Below are 21,418 nucleotides of genomic sequence, written 5' to 3'. Positions count from 1 at the left end.
CAGGCAAACTTGTACCAACTGTACCCCACACTATTTCTAGTCATAATCACAGAATCAGCACTGCGTGCCAAGTTATGCTTCTTTTCCCATTTATTCAAATTCTGCATCAGATGGGATATTAAACATACTATCTTCTAGAGTAACGGATTCATCGATATTCGTTACCACCCAGTCAATTAGAGTAAGAGCATCGCCATTGTACCATTCACGATGAAATTTCACTGGCATTTTATAGGTTTGGGAATACCATTGTTTTGTCATCGAGCCATCCGTCATGAGGGTCTCCATGTAGGTAACCTTTTCATCGTTCAAAAACTGATTTTCAAATCGAAAACTAGCGACTTCTGGGTCATGTTCAAGCGCTTCATAATAGGCACGGTCTAGAAAGCGAAATGGAAGCCAATTCCCTTCCAATACCTCTGCATAGTTGGTTCCCATCGTCATGGTAGTAAAGGTTACGAATGCCGTATCATGATAGATTGCACTGGCTACTAGGCGACCTTGATAATATGAATCGATCTTAATGTTTCCATTCTTATAATACACGTCATATTTCAGAATAACTGTTTCGCCTGATTTTATTGAAGTCCCTTCAATCTCTGCCTTAAAATCCGTATGGTAGGGTCGACTGTCAAACGTCGGAATAAAGCCACTATTGGTAGCAGAGGTGCCCAAAGACACCTCTACATTTTTAGTATTCACTTGCTCAAGGGATTGCCAAATCTTATAGAGCGTAATAAAAGCTTGTTGTCTTTGATAGGAACTTTTCGCCAAAATACAAAATCCTTCACGACCAATCGCATTGGCATCGGTTTTTGGTACATTTTCCAGTCTATTGTCGTATCCAGCACTGTTGATTGCACCACTTTCGCCTTGTGCAAAAGCCGTTCCAACAATACCCATGCAAAAAATGACAATTAGTACGAGCGAAAATACCATCTTTTTCATAACAAACTCCTATTCTAGTGAGGTCAGATCTAGATAATTATTGACTCTTATTTTTCCAGGATCAGAATTATCAATTTCTATATATACCGGAATTTCATTAATCGTGCCTTGCAGCATGACGCCAACATTACCCATCGGTTCAATTTTTTGATAGTCTTTTGTATTAACAATTAGTGCGAGGTAATGCTCAAGTACATCGTCATAGCTTGCATCCGTCACATATTCATATAGAGTCGAGTATTCGTCGGTATAATCCTGTAGTATCTTATAGGTCTCATAGCTCAAGGCTTGTCTCAATTCTTCTTCTGTCATGGTTACGGTTCTTGTTTCGCCAGATGTATTTTCTTCGATGCCAAGCATTTTGGTAATATCAGTATTTTCATTGGCAGCGGCATCCTCTAGTTCAGATTCAGCCATTTTTAGCGCATCATTCATACCCTGCATTGTTTCTTTTTGTTCGTCCGTCATCCTGCTTAGACTGTCTTTTTCATAGGCATAAAGATCCGTGATACTCATTCCCATTTGTTCCGAGGCTTCTTGCCATTCGCTTAAGACCGTCCCCCCATTGGAATTGAGTTGGGTGATATACTCCTTCGTCGTGATTCCATATTTTTCTGCGCCAATGTCTGCTAACCCATCTAATGTTTCTTGTAATTCACTTACCGATACACCCTCTTTCTTTGCTTGTTCCTTCATGTTTTCGGAAGCAACCTGCCCATCTTCTGTCTCCGTACTCATTTCAGCCGCTGGATTAATCGCTTCGTTAACCTTATCTTTGGCCCCACATCCAGACATTGCGGTAACCAAAAGAAATATGGAACAGAATACAATGAAGAGTTTATTTCTCATTTTTTTCTCCTATTTAATCAATCTGTGTTTCCCAATAACCGGTAGTTCTTTCATTTTTACATTTATTGCATTAATAACACCCATAATGAAGAGTACAAAGCAAAATAAACCACCGATTGGCAATATTAAGAGCCATCCAATTACAGGGATAAAGGTACCAACAATCGTTACCGCGATAGAAAGGATCAATAAATTTAATCCTTGGTTGGCATGAAACTTGTATTCCTCATTCGTTCCATCAACGAGTAGTGGGACAAAAAATATTAGGTAGGCCAGTGCATTAATCCATTTATTCGTTTCTTTCATGATATTCTCCTTAGTCTCTATTAAATATATTTGCAAGTCCTGACAGTTCTTCTATGCCACTAGACATAGCATGCTTCGTTTCTCCCTTGCTTCCACCAGCTGCATTTATGATTCTGTCTGCCATTCTGCTAAAGGGTAGGGATTGCAACCAAACTTCGCCTTCTCCGCTGAGTGTGCCAAAGAAAATTCCTTCGCCACCAAAAATGGCGCTTTTAATATCACCCGCAAACTGAACATCGAAGGTTACGCCTTCTGTCATCGCAACTAGGCAGCCCGTGTCGATGCGTAATTTTTGGCCAGATGTAATCTTTCTTTTGAATAAGGTTCCACCTGCGTGTAGAAAAGCTAGCCCATCTCCATCTAAGCGTTGCATGATGAAGCCTTCACCACCGAAGAAGCCCGCACCAATTTTCTTTTGTAGATAAATTCCAACGGATACTCCTTTTGCGGCACATAGAAAAGCATCTTTCTGACAAATAATCGTTCCATTCAGTTGGCTTAAATCAACTGGGACAACACTGCCAGGATAGGGTGCGCCGAAGGCTACGTGCGCCTTTCCTTCTTGTGCATTGGTAAAGGTAGTCATGAATAAGCCTTCCCCAGTAACCAAACGTTTACCAGCGCCCATGAGCTTGCCCATTAAACCTTTTTGGTTGCCCCTGCTACTGCCGTCACCGAAGATTGTCTCCATCTTGATTTTTTCATCCATGTACATCATTGCTCCTGCTTCTGCTAGAACAACTTCACCGCTATCAAGTTCGATTTCCACAAACTGCATATCATCGCCATACAGTTTGTAGTCTATTTCATGTGCTGTTTCCATAAAGCACCTCCTCGCTTTATTGTAAGTAGAAGCAAGGTATATTTACAATGCATCGGAAGTCATCCTTTTCCATCCTCAAGCCACTCAATTTCAATTAAAAAATGACTTGAGTCACTTTACTCTGCTTTCTAGTATTTATGGAGCGATTGAGTCCTATTAAAACAAAAAAATCGGAGTCGAAACTCCGATTTGCAAAATTCATCCTTCCGCTTATGCTTTCTTCCTGCTGCTAAATCGTCAACAGTTTCCCGCCCGTTTTAAGAACCTCTGTCAAGGGCAAGCCCATAAACTCAAGTTCGAATCCTAGTGATTCGATTTTACCGGCCACTCCGAGGGTTGTTGCACAGGCCGTACAGAAACGTACTCTTACACCTTTTTCTTTGATTTTCAAAAGTTCATCTTGTATGGCTTTATTCTCAGCCACTAGTTTAGCGGTTGCTCCCCAAACAACAATTTCAACCTCATCCCACCATTTTTTTTCGAGACTAACCTGGGCATAATGAAACACCATTAGCTCAGAGGTAATGGGATCGGCGTTGGTCCAAAGAATCGTTAACTTGTTTTCCATGTTTTTACTCCTTCTAGTATTTTTTAAATACATTTTTGATTCTTCATGCACTCTGGGTCGATTCTGCTTGCTTTTTCAATCAAGATACAAGGAAGGAAGAATATCAGTATTGAACAACCCAATTCTTCTTTAAAATAGAAACCTTCTATCTTAGGTCTCAAACTTTATCGAATGATACTTATGCTTCTACAAGATTCTTCTCGTGTTCGAAAACATTAGACTAACCTTACTAGGTCTAGCTTTTTTCCTTACTGGGATAGAGCGCCTTGAGCTGTTTCAAGTCTTCCGTGCTCAAGGTTTTCAGCATCACTAGATGGATCGTCACACCGATTCCAACGACAAGGAGGAAGAGCCTAAGGTGCAAGATTGGCACAAGTAGCATCGAGACAAGCAAGGTGGACCAAAGAAAAATCAAAGTACCAATTTTGGTTTTCTTTGGAATAGCCTTATAGGTTATATAGCTATATATATATGCTCCAAAGATTCTGTGATTGATTAGCCACTTATACATCCTTTCGCTACTTCGCAGATAGCAAAAGGAAGTAAGCAATAGGAAGGGGGTGGTTGGAAGTATAGGGATAAAAACACCGATTATCCCTAATGCTAAGAATATGCTTCCCAGTAGAATCAGTATGATTTTTTTTATTGAATCCGTATTCAATTGTGCCATCACCACCTTTTATTCCATGTGCTCCTAGAAGTGCGCAATCGATTATGACCTACTCTATTCGATTTAATTATTAAATAGATTTTACTATTAAAGACTATTGTAATATATATTTTATCATTATTCTTTCAATTAACCTAATTTTTAAAGCCGAACCATCTGATTCAACTAGACATTGGTATGGCCCCCAAGATACTCCTGTTATGAGCTAGCTCCAAAATCCAATATCATTTTTCTTTTGCAGACATCCTCACCATTTTGATTTCCATATAGTGATAGACTATACTGAATTTAAGGCAATGCTTTTCATAAATAGTAAAAAAAGCCAGTTTATGCCTTCACTACAATAGCAGTCGATACCACACACAAAAAAAATCTAGCAGTTTGTTTATTGTACCGTCATCTCTTGCTTTCAATCGGTGTAGACAGACTACTGTCTGTCGGAAGGAGGAACGATGCCACGAGTCAAAGTAGATAAAAAAGCGCCCGATATTGAAATTGATGATTATAAAGGCGAGCACTTTTCACTAAAGAATTATCAGGAAAAGAAATGGGTTTTGTTGGTACTCAACCGCGGTTTTTCTTGACCTTTCTGCCAACGGCATATGACGCAGTTGCGTCTAAATTATGACTCATTTGTTGAAAAGGACACTGAGATTGTAGTCATAGGACCAGAAAATAAAGAAGATTTCGCAACCTATTGGGAAAAGCATTCACTACCCTTTGTCGGAATCCCCGACGAGAAACATACTGTAGTTAAAAATTATGGCCAACAAGTAGACCTTTTTAAGTTGGGCCGCATGCCAGCCCAAATGCTGATCGACAAAACAGGTATGCTCCGCTATGTACACTATGGCCATTCCATGAAAGACATACCAGATACGGATGAATTACTAAGTTTAATTGAGTAGGTTTTCTTGTCGCCTAGTCTCTATACTTATCATCTATCCATAGAGTGGTAAAACCAAATTACCCTTGGAAAGGCTGTTTTGATATCAGTGATTTCCAAGGGTTTTCATTGTCATCTATGGGTCAAATTAGCCAACCAGCTGTACATAAAAGCATAGATAGAAGCTCAATTTTTGGCTAGTGTTAGACTTTTTCAATATCTTTTTTTCTTCTTTTCAATACCATACTGATGACTAGGAAACTTATGCCAATAACCAATAGCCCACTATACATAAAGAATTGAAATGGACCGCCTCCAAAATGGCTAAAAGGATACGGTTTATTGATTATATCAAGATACCGGTCAGGATTAGCATGAATAAACCAATATAATGCTAACGGACTGACAGCAAAAATTACGCCCACCCCCAACAATATGTTCGTCAGATGTTCGTTTTTCTTCATGATGCGCTTCATTCCTTTCAAAATTGCCAGTATAATTCATCATCCCCTGCATTTCAGGGATATACGACTCCTTAAGCATCCATAAGCCGGACTTGTGCTACCCGCTTCAACTTTTCATTTAAAAATCGACCATACAATACTTCCGCTGAATAGAGTAGTTTGATTGTATGAGTTTCCGTAATGTTACAAATCCGATTTTTCATTTCATCAAAGCCCATACCCTGGTCAAGGATTCTCGTTTTATACTCATCTATGGATACCCTTTTCAGCCAACGTAAGACGCTGGTGGTAAAACTATCTATAGCTCCATCATAATCTTCAAAATACGTTTTCAGTGTATTCAAGGCCTCAAAACCAGTAATGGTATGCAACACATAAAAAGAACCTGTCGATAAAAAGACTTCACATAAGGCATCTAATAAGGCACTTTCTTTAGCTTCAGTATCTCCTGACAAATAGAAATAGCCTTGATGCTCTCTAATAAATCTTTTAAATTCAGTTGAAGCAACTGCACCATCAATTTCATGCCCTTTTACGGTTTGTTCTTGGTCCCCACAAGCAAGAAAAGCCAAAGAGCGGATGATTTCTTCCTTGTTTTCTGCTACTACTGCGTACGATAAACGAATTAAGGCATGAAACAGCCCTGCCCCTATTCGATTCTGTAGGGCATGCAGGGTTTTCGAGATGACTACCTTCTGATCACTTCTTTTCAGTTCCTCCGTAAAATACGTCACATACGACCCATAGGCCTCCTTACGACCTAAGTTTGCTTCAAAGGAACTACTCAGCAGTGTATAATCCGCTACTTTTTCTAGATTATTCATTCTCACATAGCCTTTTGTTAAGGCTACAAGGGCCTCGTCGTTGCAACCCAAGGATTTAAAGGCATATTGTACCATCGGCAAGTGATTCGTATGTCCATTGTCTACAAAGGGACCATATTCTCCATACTGATTAACATACTCATTGATTTTCATCATACCACCTCCATCTTATTGACTGCTAGCACTAAAGGATTGACCTTCTACATGGTACTTTTAAGGATGTATTCGATAATCTCATCATCCAATTTGCCTTCTTCAAAAATAGGGTTAGTGTATTTTCCTTGTTTCAAATAGCCACGATCGATTAGCTCCTTCAATAAAGCGGAATACTCTAATGAGGTTTTCCCGATTAATAGTTCTTGGATCGGCTTCCCTTGTAAATAATAGTTATAAACCTTAATGAACCCTTTTAAGTACAAATAATCTTTCGTGAAACCACCACCACGCAGAACACGTACCGTTAAATTAAAGGCATCCTCCTTCGTGAAATTGTATTCCTCTATTAAATGCTCAAATATTTCTCTAAAGTTTAATCCTTTAACCATAAGGTCAACCGCAATCACCCTATAGCTCAAGTCCTTCAATCGTTTAATATGCATCTTTCCCGTCAGGCATTCAGCCAAAATAGCGAGTCCTTCTTGTGTTTCTACATTCCTAGGTGTACCAAGAAGTACCATCTTTAACGGTTGGTTAAATCCGTTCATTGTGGTTAGCATATGTATGCCTAATTCATGATTCGATAGCAATTCCAAGTCAATCTTGTCAAATTTTGCCTGTTCGTTAACGACCAATGTTTTTTTCCTTGAATTAACCATGGCTCTAGCAGACATATTCTTACTAAGAACGACTTTTCCTCCCGTACCCCATCTTTCAATTTCAGACTGAAAGAAGGCTAGCACCTGCTCTGTACTTAGTAGGTCTAGTGATTGGTCATCATTGCCATAGGACTGAATAATGTAGTTTGCGTTTTTTACATCTTTCTTGTCTGGCTTACCGTACAGCTTCAAAGAATTGTAAAAAAAATCTTCAGTTCCTCTCGCAACAAGCATATCGATGGTCGTCACATACTCATTAATGATGTCCTGATATAGTCCTTGTATCGATATATCGTATATATCTGTAACCGGTAACTGATATAGCTTTTGCTTAAGATCGTAGGGGTCTACCCGTAAGGGAATATAATTAAAGTCCGGCTCTATCCTATATTTGGAATTAAAGAACTGCTTTTTACACTTTTCAAGATTCTTGGGATTCACATATGTTAAGGTCTCAAAGTTCTTTAGTAAAGAGTACAAACTCTTATCCACTTTTTTAAGCACCGGGTCTTCGATGCTAGATAACAAATCCGCTTTACTTCGAACTCGCATATTGGATTCCTTGTTCATAAAGTATAAGGAATTCGACAAGATGGCATTTTTAAGACCTTGTTTAATAATAAAAATCACTTCTGGAAATAGGTCTCCCGTATTTTCATCACAATATATTTTTTTAATTTCCAAAGGAATCACGAACGTTTTTTCGGTTAACGCTGCTATATGTTTTGCTAAATAACCCCGACCATAAAAAACATCATTCTCCGCAACTGTTGTTTCGACGTTTTCAAATGTAATCTTGTCTAGTTCCTTTATAAATCGTGAAATATAGGGTCTAAACCGATCTGTCCTAATCTGTTCCGTTCCAATATTGAAGATTGGATAATCCCTTCGCTCTGTCTTTCTTTGGTGATTATAGGAATGGATGTCATAAACAACACAAGTATTGTATTTTTGCTCTAGTTTTTTAACGAGTACATCTAGAACTGTATAGAAGGCTTTATGCTTGCTTTTTCCTAGTTCAATAGCCTCCTTGCTTAATGGCTCTTTCCATACTTTTTTGCCCCAAGCCACATCGTATATGCAATTATTCTGGTCTCTATTTAAATCATATTCATATCTTGAATCTTGCGCAATGATTCGAATCGGTAGGGACTCGATAAACTCCCCCGTCAGTGGATCTTCTTCATACCAGCGCTCTTGCTGGTTTAGGTCTATTTGGGGCAATAAATCAGCTCGCAATTTGCTACCGTTATGGATGGCAGCGCAAATGAAGGGGACGTATTTTTCAATAACCAAACGGAAGGAACCATCAATTAGGCCATGAAATAATTCTTCCCTTTCAATCTTACCTATAGCCTCATCGCAAGTTAGGCTAAGCATTTCGGACCTCATTTTTATAGGATTCTCTATTCTTGATATTATGAGATTTTTCTTTAAAAATATGTTCCTTCTCTTCGATTACTTCTTCCACAAAATCTAGGATATTCTTTTGTAGCTTTACTCGATTAAACTTATTGATATTAACGATACCACCAGGACTCTGTACATTCACTTCAATCAATTTCTTATTGATTAAATCAATTCCTGAAAAATAGATGCCATCATTCTTTAACTTGGTGGCAATTTTTTTACAAATAGATTCTTCCTCTTTGTCTAGCACATATTTTTGCGCAGAACCGCCAGCATGGATATTCGACCTGATATCATTGTCCGCAGGTACTCTTTTGTAGGCACCAATAACTTTGCCATTCAGAATTAGTACCCTCACATCGCCATGTTCAGCTCCTTCAATGTACTCTTGGAGCATTACATACTTTTTGCCTTGATCTGTATTAATGTAAAAGTCTAATAAGGAGCTCAAATTTTGCGTTGCATCCTTTTCAATAATAATGACACCACTGCCACCATATCCATCAACAGGCTTTAGAATCATTTTATTGTCTGGACTTTCCGCTACGATTCTCTTTAAATAATCGGTGTTTTTAGATACATAGGTTTTTGGTATATATGTGTTATCTGGATCGTAAAAAGTAGAAGTATATAACTTATTATTTGCTTTTCTCAATCCATTAATATCATTCACAATAAAGACTTCATCGTTTATGGAATCTAGGAAATTTAGCAACATGCCATCCAACGGTGGATTCTTCCTCAAAAAGACCACATCAAATCCCTTTAGTGGTAGCATTTCTTCTTTGAAACAAGTATTTTTATAAAAAGTCACCATATTTTCTGATACAATCCGATCATCTTTTATCATCTTAAAAAAGCCATAGGTCTGATTATTCCGAATCGTAATATTGTTGGGATATAAGATACCAACCCTGTGGTTTCTTTTACAGGCTTCTTGAATAATTCGAAGCGTTGTTTCCGTCTCTGGGACCATGGTATTCCAATCATTAATAATAAAGCAAATATTCATTTTAGTGCCTCCTGTTTTTTTATTCTTTAGGGCCTTTTGAAGTTAGTGTCAAGTTAAGTGCGCAATTTCATCAGTATTGAATTAGGCATTGTGCCGGTCAAGCTGCTTGTTGTCGTTCGGAAGCAGTCAGCTCAAGAGTTTCTGGTTTAACATAAGAGCGGCCAGTAGACCAGTCCTCACTGTACTCAATAAGGTAACTGGTAACTAGACGGACATAGGAATCAGTGGTAGGAAAAACACCTACAACACCGGAGCGACGTCGGATCTCTCGGTTGAGTCTCTCAATCATGTTTGTAGATGAAATCTTTCGAGAGTCAATGCGAGGGAATTCGTAGAATCTAATTGAGTCTTCAAGCCCTTCTTCCAGTGTTTTAATCGCTTTAGGAAATCGGGATTCGTACTCGTCCATAACCAGGTTCGCATAAGACCGTGCAGCTTGTTCATCCGGCTGAAGCCATATGTTTTTAAGTTTCGCAGCAAAGGATTTCTTTTCCTTTGCTGGTATATATGCCAAGATGTTTCTCATAAAGTGAACCTTGCATCGCTGCCAGGTGGTACCGATGAACGATTCTTTTACAGAAGCTACAAGCCCTTTGTGAGCATCACTGACAACCAACCAGACCTTCTCCAGACCACGTTCCTTCAGAGAGTCAAACATGTGATTGTAGCTGGCCTTGGACTCTTCATACATGGGTTCAACAGCCAGAATATCCCTGGTACCATCGGTTCTAAGACCACAAACAACATGGACTGCCATATTGGCAACATGCCCATCAACGCGAATTTTTTCGTAAAGGGCATCAACCCAAAGTACGGGATATTCCTTATCCAGTTCTCGGTTCAGAAATGCATCTACCTGAGACTGTAATTCCTTGGTGATGTTACTGACCTGGCTCCTTGAAATAGATTCAATACCCAGGCTCTTGGCAAGCTTCTCGATTTTTCTAGTGGAAACTCCGTTGATGAATGCCTCTTGTATAACATTGATCAGAGCCACTTCGGATCGTTTCCGTTCAGTCACGAAGAAGGGGATATAGCCTCCCTTACGTGGTTTGGGTACCATCAAGTACATGCTGCCCATTCTGGTGTCAAAACGTCTTGGGCGGTATCCTGCGCGATACTTTTTACGAGTCTCGGTGCGCTCAGATTTGCCAGCACCGATTTCTTCTGCAAACTCAACTTGCATGAGTTGATCGCAAAGCCAAGTAAGCATCGCGAGCATAGGATCTTCAGTAGTCATGAATTTGAGTAGCATTTTTTCGAAGGGTAGATTAGAATTAAGATGAGTCATCAGTCGATCTCCTTTTCGGATAGTTTCGTCACTTACCTAATTCGGAGTTTACTGATGGCTTTCCTTTTTATTAATCACTTTTGCGCATTTAATTGTATACGATCCTTTTGAATATACTATTTTTCATTTTCTAGCAATACGCTATAGTCCGATTATATCATATAAATTTTCCGGCAATATAAGCCGTGGCACGCCTAGCGAAAAAACCATATCATAATTAATCGTTAAGGGTAAACCTTTGCTCCACAGCATCGAAACAGACTCTCTTTGCGCCCAATAACAAGACACTCCTTTTTCACAAAAAGTGATAAAAGGAGTGTCTTGCTTTTGGTGTATTTGTTTCTATTCAAAATTCAAGTTGTCTGCATAATCTACTGCCGATTTGACGGAATCAAAAATTGTATCTTCACTAATATTTGTAAAGAATCCTGACACCTCAAGTAGTTTCATAGGCTGCTCATTAACACAGGCAAACAATAAGGTTATTCCTTGATTGCGGCATCTTTTCTCAATTCTTTTGAGTGCAGTATATGCCGTAGCATCCATATTGGGTACATTTTTCATTTTTAAAATTAGTACATTGGTGTTGTTCTTCACTTCATTCATAATATCCAAGAATATATTCGTGACCCCAAAGAACAAGGGCCCGGTTATTTCATAAACCATAATCTTATTCTTTAGTCCAATGTGTACCCCATCATTAAAACTTGCTGTACCATCATAGTCATCTGGATCTTCACTAAATATATCAAAATAGTTATGGTTCACGCTTGCTACTTGGGTACTTTCTGACATTCTTCTAACAAATAAAAACATCGCAATAATCATACCTATTTCGATTGCCACAACCAAGTCAAAGACGACTGTCATACTGAAGGTTACTAGTAGCACCGCGGTATCACTCTTGGTTGATTTGAGTAGGGCTTTAAAGGAACGCCACTCACTCATATTATAGGCCACGATTATTAAGATTGCTGATAAGGTAGCCATGGGAATCAGGTTTGCCAAAGGCATGAATACGATCATAATCAGTAATAAAACGACTGCATGGACCATTCCAGCAATTGGGGTGCGTCCACCATTTTTGACATTTGCCGCAGTTCGAGCGATAGCACCTGTCGCTGGTATTCCTCCAAAGAGTGCTGAGGCAATATTGGCAATGCCTTGAGCAATCAGTTCCATATTGGAGTTATGCTTTTTACCAATCATCCCATCCGCTACAACGGCAGATAGTAGGGATTCAATACTCGCTAGGAAGGCGATCGTTAGAGCGGGCCTTAATAGGTCTTTAATCAAGGGCAGTGATATATTCAATTTACTGATATCCACCAATTGAATATGATTCGAGATTTCACCGAATCGACTTCCAATTGTTTCTACCGGGAGGCCGAACAGTTTAACACCCATTGTGACCACAACTAAGGCGACAAGAGAACCAGGAATTTTCTTGTTGATTTTTGGCCAAAAAATAATAATCAATAGTGAAATGATTCCAACCAAGGTTGTTGTTCGGTCTAAAGTAGAAAAGTGACTTATATATACTTTCCATTTATCGAAAAACTCCGATGGCACACTTTGCAGTGATAGTCCAAAAAAATCTTTGACCTGGGTGGAGAGAAGAACGACTGCAATACCACTTGTGAAACCGGTAGTGGTTGGGTAAGGAATATATTTAATCACGCTGCCAAACTTCATTAAACCAAAGAAGATCATAAAACTTCCTGCCATCAATGTGGCTATGGTTAGTCCGGCAACACCATATTGGGCTACAATACCATAGACGATAATAACAAAGGCACCGGTTGGACCACCGATCTGAACTCGGCTTCCTCCTAAAAAGGAAACAAGAAAACCTGCTATTATGGCAGTGATTAGTCCCTTTTCTGGGGTAACACCAGATGCAATAGCCAGTGCTACCGATAATGGTAAGGCGATGATTGCTACAATAATGCCTGCAATTATGTCATTCATCAATTTGTTTTTCGTTAGTTCAACTTCACGATGTTTTAATATTGAAAATAATTTCGGTTTTAACATTTAGTCCCCGCTTTTTATGTTTAAATTTTAACCAACATGCAAATCCGGATTCAAATCTATCAAACGTTCTCTAGGATAATTCAAATCCTGCTAGGCTCCCTGAATGATAGTCCATGCATCAATGTAATGCAATCACTTCTTACAATTTCTCAATATTTATTGTGCAATGTTTCAATTATTCATAAACTGTAACCCTGATATTGTGCTATCCTACTCTTAGCGTTAGACAAAGAAGAAATTGATGAAAATTCGGCTTGTATACAAGGGGGATATTGTAGAATTATAACCGCACAAAGACACTAAAAAAGGCACTCTAGGTGAGGGTCTTCCTTCACCTAGAGTGCCTTTTTTAGGCAGGCCATATGCTACATACCAATATACTTCACGTAATCTGGTATCGACATGAGCTGCATTTCAAGTTTCATTTTCGTTTCGTCAGATACCTGGTTTTGGGTAGCCATTTCATATCCGGCCTGCTCAACAACCTGCAAGTATTCATCTACGACTGCTTTAATTTTCTCGTCCTTACTATTCAAAATTTTGCCACAATTGCGATAAATCTCAAGAACAGGATTGCAAGAAGCGACTACTGTTTTCATGCTTTCAAAATTATTGTTGCCTGGAAAGCCACAGTTCGAGATAATCACAAATCGTTGTTCTTTAGGCTTTAAGTCTGCAAGGTCAAAATTTTCATCTGTATTTACAATCTGGGGACTCTTTAATGGGATGAGTCTGTCCACAAAGTTTTTCAGTATTGCTGTTATATTCCAGGTATATACGGGTGTTGCAAAGCAAATCACATCAGCAGATTCATATTTTTCCAAAAGCTCTGCCATATCATCTTGTATCACACATTTTCCAGGTGTTTTGAACCAACAGGCAAAACAGCCCTTGCAATATTCGATATTTTTAGAAATCAAAAACACATTTTCAGTTTCACATCCAGCCTTTTGGGCACCGGTTAAAAATGCTCGGGCAAGTATGTTTGTCTTACTGTTCTCACCGCCTGGACTTCCGTTAAATACTACAAATTTCATTAATTTCTTCTCCTCTAATTACAGTAATTGATAAAACAATCCGTGATTGTTGCAGTACCAAATCAGCTTTCCATGCCCATATTTTTGAATTCTTTGTTCAAGATTCCATTCTGGATATTGCTTGATGATCTGTATGCGTTCGCCAGTAGCAAAAGCAACAAAGGATATATAGTGTTCTTTGGTCATGGGATGTTCACTAGTTATATGCCATTCGTCTTCGATAATTTCAACCTTTAATTTTTCTTCGTTTGTTGCTTTAATCGGTGTTTGTTCTACAAGCTTTTTACCACAACAGGAAACTTCAGCATTGCCTGTACAGATAGTGATGTTATGACAATTGGGGCATACGTAATATTTTGAATTTTTCATGTTTCCTCCAACAAATTCATTTCGAGATAAATCGCCAGCCAATAAATTGTCAATATTAACACCGAGTAGCTCGGAAAGCTCGCCAATTAACGATAGTTCAGGTGCGCCAAGCCCCCGTTCCCACTTTGAAACGGCCTTGTCGCTTATTCCCAGTTTATCTGCAAGCTGTTTTTGCGTAAGATTATGCTCTATCCGCAAAGTTTTGATAACATTGCCTATTTTTTCATTTCGCATATGTTTACCTCCAGTTAGAATTATATTGGTCTTTTCCTATTTCTTCAATAAACGCTCCGTAGAGTTAAGAGAAAAAGCCATTGTTCGAAAACAATGGCTTTTTTATTTACCCCCTTTAACCTTCGTTATTAAGTATTTCGTGTGATATGTATAGCGGGCCGTTGAACGTTTCTACATATTTAAATTCTTCTGTTTGTCGCACGATTAAATCATCTGACTGATCATTCAATATATTGTTTTTTATCCTTTCAATATCTGCTTCGTTAAAAATCAGATCGTTTGCTGAGCTACAGCTATCTAGCACTACGTCATATACTTGTATACCATTTTGCATATATGTAGAGTATTCTTTCAGAATATAAATTGGCTTTTCTTTAATACTTTGTGGTAGGGCGGTATATTTTTCTCCATCATAATCCCATGCTTTTCTCATGGATAGATGGCTTAACCCTGTGACATTAAAATGTGTGGCAACCATTTCATCAACATAAGATTGACTCATAATGCCTTTGTCTTCTCCCCAGTTATCCAAATTAATTGCAAAGGCCCAGAAAAGATACTCCGTACTTTCTGTTGAAGCATTATTCTCAGCAAAATACGGTACATAGTCAAACCGGTTTTCTCTAGAATAATCAAAATAGTATTTTCCCAACAATTCAAACTGTTCTGGGGTAGTTTTCTCCATTTCCAAAATCTCATTTACGGGAGTAGCTGCAATTTCAGCGGATAATTTCTGGTTCTCAATGACTAGGCGAGAAATGGCAAACATACCGATAAGAAGTAGTGCACTCAAAACCAGTGGTATTATCCTGTTCTTTTTATTTGGTCGTGCTTTATCCTTTGTATCAAGTTGTACCCAGTCTGCATGTTCACATTCATCTTTCAAAAGGTAATCGGTAGGAACATCAAATATTTCACTTAGTAGGATTATTTTTTTAATCTCCGGGCGTGTCTGCCCAGCTTCCCACTTGGAAATAGATTGTCTAGAAACATTCAATTTTTCACCTAACTCTTCTTGCGATAGGTTGCTTTTTTTCCTTAGTTCTTGCAGCTTTAATGATAGGTCCATGTAATCTCCTCCTGTTACAGATATTCACTTTATGGAATAAATGTAACAAAATATGCTGGTTGCCTCTACCAACTAGCATGAATAATTGTCAACCACAGGTTGCTTTTATTATGATATCACCAAATTAAATGTCTGTGCATCCGAAATTAAATGACCAAGTCCTAATACCCAATGTATATATTCCTTATTTCTCGTATTCAAATATCTGGTAGGAAGCTGGGCATAAATGCTTGGTATATACTATTCCAGTTTTTTTTACAAATAGAATTTGTTAATTCCCAATCCCTAAAGAGTATTCTAGTCAAAGAAATTCTCTTACTCTTTTCGTTTTCGTTTTTCTTTAACAATTTTCCGCATATTTTTCATTCCACCAACCTCTTTAAACATGCGTTCCAACTTTTTCACTTCTACTTCCTTGGCATTTAGCCCCTCATAGCCAGCTTCCGTTTTCAACTTTCGATAGCTATCAAATCGTCTTTTCTCCAGGCTACCGTCTGCAAGAGCCTTGATAATTGCACAACCTGGTTCTCCCGTATGTGTACAATCCCGGAAGCGGCAGTTCCTCGCAAGCTCTTCAATATCATCAAAGGTCTTCGCTAAATCGACACTTTCTGCACCAAGCTCCCGCATGCCAGGAGTGTCGATGAGCACGCCGCCAAAAGGAGAAACAAACATTTCTCTGCCGGTTGTGGTGTGCCTGCCCTTATCTGCTTTTCCAATATCTGCTGTTGCCAGAATTTCATCTCCCAATAGCTTATTAATCAAGGTGGATTTTCCAACCCCAGATGAACCAATGAAGGCAACCGTTGTTTCCGCTTTCAAATACTTTCCCAACTTTTCAGCCAGATCATCATCAAATACCGAAAGGGGTATTACATCCGTATATGAGGATGCTCGTTCTACTTCTGTGACTGATTTTTGTAGGTCGTCGCATAAATCGGATTTGGTTAATAGGATTACAGGAATAGCCCCACTATCCCACGCCACACTAAGATAGCGTTCCAATCGGCTGAGATTAAAGTTATTGTTAAGGGACATACAAATGAAAACCGTGTCAATATTTGAAGCCACCAGTTGGGCTTGCCCATGAACACCCACGGCAGTACGCATGAATAGACTTTTCCTTGTTAGCACATGATGAATGATGGCATTCCCACCTAGGTGTTCTGCTGAAACCATTACAAAATCTCCTACCGTAGGAAATTTTGCAAGCTCGCTAGTTTCAAAGCGCAGTTTGCCTGAAATTTCAGCCTGGAGTTCATCCGTCTTGGTTACAATTTTATAGAGTCCTCTATATTGAGCAACGATGCGAGCAAGAGATAGATCTGGGTATAATGTTGCTTCATTTTTGAAACGGTCGGTGAGACCATATTTTTCCAATTGATTCAATGTGTACCCCCTGTTTATCTCGTAAATGGTTTGTTGAAAGAACCAATTTCTATTAGATTTCCTTCCGGATCAGAAATATAGCAAGTTCTTTGCCCCCACGGCTCTGTTGTGGGTTCTAAAACCGAATTAGCACCCTTGCTGATGGCTTTTGCGTATTCTTCATCTACTTCTTCAAAAGTATCCACATATAAGGCTATTTCAAAATGACCATTGATGCCTTTTATATACTCATATTTTCTGCTCGTCATCTTTTCAAAATCATTTCTACCATAGAGTAAAAATAAGGTATCATCTTTGATCAAATATACATTGGCTGTATCTTCGTTCTCTTTGATTTCAAACCCCAATACATCCCTGTAAAAACCAATCATCTGCGGCATATCTTTAACAAATAACCCGAACCCATCTAGTCTCATTTTCAGCCTCCCACAAATTTTTTGAAACAAAATATATTTTTTTGTATGCCTAAGCGTTACCTCAAAATCCAACACCCATGCTAGCACGGCAGTTCCTGCACTTACTTATTAGACCTAGGGCCTATCTAGGACATAGAAATAAGCTGTTTTAAGCGCAAACGATATCAATACTCATAGGCCCTTGATTCATCTAATATATCTTTCCTGTACTTCACCATTTTCATAATTAAATCTTTTGGCAAAGCCTCATTGATTGGAAATTGAACCGAACCTTTTCCTGTTTTATATTCTTTTAATTCATCCAAGAAATGCACCATGGTTGTAGGATGAGGATACAAACCCACATGATGTTTATATCCTGCAATCATAACCTGCTGTTCTCTTTTTCCACCCTTCACAAGAGCAAATGCAGGAATATTATAATTGATTAATTCCTGAGCATCTGGAACCACTTCCAAAATATAGGATCGAATATCTTGAAGGGCTTTTCTGCATTTTTCAGGCTGTTCTTTCATATAGTCATCTACCGACTGAAACTGAGAATTATCACTCATGCAGACCTCCTCCTAGCGTGATTGTACAACTTTCTTCTAATTAAAATATATACCGGCTCTCTTTCAATAGCAATTGATAGGCCTTAACAATTCAAATTTCCCTGCACCTAGCGATTCATCCATCTTTACCCTAATTGTTCGGCTAAAAAGAAGAACAACTGATACAGCATCTAGGATATACTTGATTCGAAGCCCATGCAGTTTATGAAGGTTTCGCTGTTAGACTAAGTAATAGGGAAGGGATCTAGGCCCCTTCCCTATTGTATACTTGCCTATTTATAGGCTACATATCTAGCCTTGATACAGCTATACTGAAAGGTCCAACTAGCAATCCTAGATAGTAACCATTTTTATATTAGGAAGCAGGTCTGCCCTAGCCCTTGACTGTATTCTTACCCTCTGATTTTGCCTCATATAATTTTTTATCAGCATTGTTGATGAGTTCATCTAACGTCAATTCATCCTGAAGGCATCTCACGCCAATGCTTACGCTAACCTTAATCGGGGTGTCATTAGAAACGAGTATCTCAGCCCTTTCGATGGCAATCCTGATGCGTTCAGCAACCGCAAGTGCCTCTTCAAAATTAGTATGAACCAACCCGACTAAAAATTCATCTCCCCCGTATCGTCCAAGGATATCTAGAGCGCGCATTTCACCTTTCATTATGGCTGCCACTTTTGTTAGAACTACATCGCCAGCACTATGGCCATAAGTATCATTGATGATTTTAAATCCATCAATATCCATCATCAGAATACTAAGTGGTACCCCTTTTTCCCGTGCTTCGTTAAAAATCTCCGCTAGCAATTGATGGGAATATTGCCGGTTATAGGTTTGGCTCAAGCCATCTTTTTGGGCCATTTCCTTGAGAAGCTGTCCTTCAACTTTTTCCGTAACATCCATACAGCTCCCGATAAAGCCGATAAACTTCTTGTCCTTATCATAGAAAGGAACCCCACGGTCATTAATCCATCTGTATTGACCATCATATCTTTTAAGTCGATACTCCATTTCAAATTTTTGTTGTCGTTTGAAATTATCTAGATAGATTTTTACACACCTATCATAATCATCTGGGTGCACACCGGCAGCCCATCCAAACCCATACTCTTCTTCCATTGTACGACCAGTGAAATTGAGCCATGTCTGATTAAAATAATCACATTCGGTACTAAGATTCGCTCTCCATATCATGTTTGGAGAAGAATCAATAATGAGTCGGTACTGCTCTAAATCCATCATAACTATGATCTCCTTAATTCATTATTTCTTTCGCCTATTTTGGTTTGTAGTGCAGATTTATTTTTTGCTAGATCAGGTGTGCCCTGCTATTGATGTCATTCTTCTATTTTAACACAGTCCTTCTTTTTTGTTTTGTGCAAGCTTTCACGCACATAAGGAAGAGAAGCAGCCATTAATATTCGTGCCGTCTCGCAGCTTGCAAACACTGGAATAGCCCTCTTGTTTTGGAAACATAAAAAAGCACCTATCTTTCAATAGATGCTTCCTCAAGGGCAATTCATTATAGTTTATTTTGGCAATAAATCTTGATGGCTCGTGCAGCAAATTCTGCCGTTCCAGCACCACCTACTTTATCTATGTTCTCAGTCATCTCAGAACCACTTGCATACATGTCCGCCAATCCACTAAATATCTCTGGCCTACAGTTGTAAAAATATTCTGTTATATATTCCTGCAGTTTCTTTGCTTGCGCTTGCGCAAGATCAGATTCAGGCTTTTCATTGCGCATTTGACCAAACTGAACAAACAATTTCATAAGATTTTGATTGATGTCATTCGCTAGCTCGCTACTCCTACCTTCATTCTTCTTTTCGAATTCTTTATAGGCCTGAGTATCTCCCCAGGTTGCTTTTGCTTGCGCCGCATATTCTTCCATCTCTTTTTTATCAAACACCGAAAAATTCATAGTTTTCACTCCCATCCTTTTTATTTCACGAGCGTATTCAATCAAGTTTTCCAAATGTTCCTTTTTCTTAGTTAACAGGTCAATCTGTTGTTTCAAGGCCTTATTCCTGTCAAAATTTGGACTATCCAAAATTACTTGAATTTCTTTTAACGGAAATTCAAGCTCCCGAAACAGTAAAATATGCTGTAGCTTTTCCAAGGTCATATCATCATACAGCCTATATCCGGACTCCGTCCTAGCGGTTGGTTGAAGAAGTCCAATTTTGTCATAATAGTGCAGGGTGCGTATACTCACACCTGTAAGCTTGCTAACTTCCTTTACTGTTTTCATAGTTTCATCTCCCCTCGTGCTAAGTTCACTATAAACTATAACCTAACGTTAGAGTCAATTCTTTTTATACTTTAATACTCGTAGCCTGCTTATTTCTGTCTTTTCAAGAATACTAGTTGTAAAATAGCTAGAAGATTGCTAGCCTTATCAACTACCTGTAAGCCCTTTCATGTTCAATAGAGTATCCTTCCTGCCATCCCAAAAAGAAACCAGCTTTTGAACTAAATTCACCATACTTGAATACCAACTTTCGCTACCTTCAACCACATCTGGGGCCTTCGATAAGCCCTTCGAGTCTTTTGCCAATTCCAGTGCCTTCCCAGTATTTAAGGCGCCATAACCATGGTCTATGTCATACCCAACATCACCCAAATCTTCTGCTGATTTAGAGAGAATACTACGTACATCATCTGGCCTTAAGGCTGGGTTCTCTGACAGAAGCCTTGCTGCAGCTGCACTTACAAAGGCACAGGCATAGGAAGTTCCGTCCACATGCGTCATTCTTCCAGAAGCCCTAGCAACCCACAAGTCTTCTCCACTTGCTAGCAAAGAAACGGAACTATTTCTTTGAGAAAATTTGGCTACTTCTCCACTTGTATCTAGGGCCCCGACACCAATCACCGTATCGTACGCAGCAGGATAGTATAGATTTTGGGGGGCAACCTGATTGTCGTTGCCTACGGCAGATACAATGACAGCACCTTTTTGTTCTGCATATGCACAAGCCTCTTTCAATTCCTTTGAATCTGCCAAGGTGCCAGCACTTACATTGATAACACGACAGGAGTAGACATCCAATGCATCATAGATACACTGGGCAATCATGGTGGCATCACCTTTTACCAAAGATTCGTCCGCCATACTGTAATAGACTAGGGGGACTAAGATGGCTTCGGGATAAGCGCCAACAAGTTCACGATCAGGCTTTCCTAGAATAAGACTGCCTATCTCTGTACCATGATTCATTCTATCCTCCGTGTCTTGATCTTCTAGGATATAGTTTTTTCCTTGAAGGATTTGTGTGCTTCCCAGTGCCTCAGTAGAAAGGCCAGTATCAATAATTGCTATTCTAACACTGCTATCTGTTTCTATCCCATAGGCAGCTGGGGTCAGAAACAGGGAAGCTATTAATGCTATTATAATTGAACGCAATGCATCACCCCCTATTCAAAATTACCCCTGCCAACAT

At 39.0% G+C, this 21,418-nt stretch carries 22 protein-coding genes; 1 reads left to right on the top strand and 21 read right to left on the bottom strand.

Translation table 11 applies throughout. From position 1 onward, the window contains the following. Positions 1-90 precede the first annotated feature (90 nt). The 6 genes from JR334_00490 to JR334_00465 form a co-directional block, all read right to left on the bottom strand. Positions 91-948, bottom strand: coding sequence for a hypothetical protein (locus JR334_00490; GenBank protein QRN85757.1), 858 nt, complete (start codon positions 946-948; stop codon positions 91-93). A 9-nt stretch (positions 949-957) separates the two neighbouring features. Further along, positions 958-1,797, bottom strand: coding sequence for a hypothetical protein (locus JR334_00485; protein ID QRN85756.1), 840 nt, complete (start codon positions 1,795-1,797; stop codon positions 958-960). A 9-nt stretch (positions 1,798-1,806) separates the two neighbouring features. Then, positions 1,807-2,103, bottom strand: a complete 297-nt coding sequence (locus JR334_00480) for a hypothetical protein (protein ID QRN85755.1) — start codon at positions 2,101-2,103, stop codon at positions 1,807-1,809. 10 nt (positions 2,104-2,113) lie between these two features. After that, complete coding sequence (locus JR334_00475; protein ID QRN85754.1) at positions 2,114-2,926, bottom strand: TIGR00266 family protein; 813 nt, start codon at positions 2,924-2,926, stop codon at positions 2,114-2,116. A 229-nt stretch (positions 2,927-3,155) separates the two neighbouring features. Next, positions 3,156-3,494 carry a DsrE family protein gene (locus tag JR334_00470; GenBank protein QRN85753.1) on the bottom strand — a complete coding sequence of 113 codons (339 nt, stop codon included), beginning with the start codon at positions 3,492-3,494 and terminating at the stop codon, positions 3,156-3,158. Between the two features lie 235 nt (positions 3,495-3,729). Then, positions 3,730-4,155, bottom strand: a complete 426-nt coding sequence (locus JR334_00465) for a YbaN family protein (GenBank protein ID QRN86809.1) — start codon at positions 4,153-4,155, stop codon at positions 3,730-3,732. 461 nt (positions 4,156-4,616) lie between these two features. Between JR334_00465 and JR334_00460 the strand changes: the two genes are divergently transcribed. Further along, positions 4,617-5,072 (top strand): redoxin domain-containing protein, encoded by a 456-nt coding sequence (locus tag JR334_00460; protein QRN85752.1) that lies wholly within the window; start codon positions 4,617-4,619, stop codon positions 5,070-5,072. A gap of 181 nt (positions 5,073-5,253) precedes the next feature. On the opposite strand, the gene JR334_00455 is transcribed toward JR334_00460, so the two are convergent. The 15 genes from JR334_00455 to JR334_00385 form a co-directional block, all read right to left on the bottom strand. Continuing rightward, positions 5,254-5,514, bottom strand: a complete 261-nt coding sequence (locus JR334_00455; GenBank protein QRN86808.1) for a hypothetical protein — start codon at positions 5,512-5,514, stop codon at positions 5,254-5,256. Positions 5,515-5,585: 71 nt separating this feature from the next. Then, positions 5,586-6,494 (bottom strand): DUF4243 domain-containing protein, encoded by a 909-nt coding sequence (locus JR334_00450; GenBank protein QRN85751.1) that lies wholly within the window; start codon positions 6,492-6,494, stop codon positions 5,586-5,588. A gap of 44 nt (positions 6,495-6,538) precedes the next feature. Further along, positions 6,539-8,533: a flavohemoglobin expression-modulating QEGLA motif protein gene (locus JR334_00445; GenBank protein QRN85750.1), complete on the bottom strand. Its 1,995-nt coding sequence runs from the start codon at positions 8,531-8,533 to the stop codon at positions 6,539-6,541. Beyond that, positions 8,526-9,575 (bottom strand): glutathione synthase, encoded by a 1,050-nt coding sequence (gene gshB / locus JR334_00440; GenBank protein ID QRN85749.1) that lies wholly within the window; start codon positions 9,573-9,575, stop codon positions 8,526-8,528. Before gshB ends, JR334_00445 begins: the two co-directional genes overlap by 8 nt. A gap of 97 nt (positions 9,576-9,672) precedes the next feature. Further along, positions 9,673-10,866 carry an IS256 family transposase gene (locus tag JR334_00435; GenBank protein QRN85748.1) on the bottom strand — a complete coding sequence of 398 codons (1,194 nt, stop codon included), beginning with the start codon at positions 10,864-10,866 and terminating at the stop codon, positions 9,673-9,675. Positions 10,867-11,208: 342 nt separating this feature from the next. Then, positions 11,209-12,903 (bottom strand): STAS domain-containing protein, encoded by a 1,695-nt coding sequence (locus JR334_00430; protein QRN85747.1) that lies wholly within the window; start codon positions 12,901-12,903, stop codon positions 11,209-11,211. A 365-nt stretch (positions 12,904-13,268) separates the two neighbouring features. Beyond that, a complete protein-coding gene (locus JR334_00425; GenBank protein QRN85746.1) occupies positions 13,269-13,940 on the bottom strand; it encodes a flavodoxin family protein in 672 nt (223 codons plus the stop codon). Between the two features lie 18 nt (positions 13,941-13,958). After that, on the bottom strand, positions 13,959-14,543 hold the full coding sequence (locus JR334_00420) for a helix-turn-helix domain-containing protein (GenBank protein QRN85745.1): 585 nt from the start codon (positions 14,541-14,543) through the stop codon (positions 13,959-13,961). Between the two features lie 115 nt (positions 14,544-14,658). After that, entirely contained in the window at positions 14,659-15,612 is a 954-nt protein-coding gene (locus JR334_00415; protein ID QRN85744.1) for a helix-turn-helix transcriptional regulator, read from the bottom strand. Between the two features lie 315 nt (positions 15,613-15,927). Next, positions 15,928-17,001, bottom strand: coding sequence for a ribosome small subunit-dependent GTPase A (gene rsgA, locus JR334_00410; GenBank protein QRN85743.1), 1,074 nt, complete (start codon positions 16,999-17,001; stop codon positions 15,928-15,930). 14 nt (positions 17,002-17,015) lie between these two features. Continuing rightward, on the bottom strand, positions 17,016-17,417 hold the full coding sequence (locus tag JR334_00405; protein ID QRN85742.1) for a VOC family protein: 402 nt from the start codon (positions 17,415-17,417) through the stop codon (positions 17,016-17,018). Between the two features lie 164 nt (positions 17,418-17,581). Next, positions 17,582-17,971 (bottom strand): DUF1801 domain-containing protein, encoded by a 390-nt coding sequence (locus JR334_00400; GenBank protein ID QRN85741.1) that lies wholly within the window; start codon positions 17,969-17,971, stop codon positions 17,582-17,584. Between the two features lie 373 nt (positions 17,972-18,344). Further along, positions 18,345-19,214 carry a sensor domain-containing diguanylate cyclase gene (locus tag JR334_00395; protein QRN85740.1) on the bottom strand — a complete coding sequence of 290 codons (870 nt, stop codon included), beginning with the start codon at positions 19,212-19,214 and terminating at the stop codon, positions 18,345-18,347. A 280-nt stretch (positions 19,215-19,494) separates the two neighbouring features. After that, on the bottom strand, positions 19,495-20,229 hold the full coding sequence (locus JR334_00390) for a MerR family transcriptional regulator (GenBank protein ID QRN85739.1): 735 nt from the start codon (positions 20,227-20,229) through the stop codon (positions 19,495-19,497). Positions 20,230-20,376: 147 nt separating this feature from the next. Next, on the bottom strand, positions 20,377-21,381 hold the full coding sequence (locus JR334_00385; GenBank protein ID QRN85738.1) for a S8 family serine peptidase: 1,005 nt from the start codon (positions 21,379-21,381) through the stop codon (positions 20,377-20,379). Positions 21,382-21,418: the final 37 nt, after the last annotated feature.

This window comes from Clostridia bacterium, assembly GCA_016887505.1.
Lineage (GTDB): Bacteria > Bacillota > TC1 > TC1 > UBA5767 > UBA5767.
The sequence above is the reverse complement of the archived record's forward strand: the minus strand, read 5'-3'. Positions and strand labels throughout refer to the sequence as shown.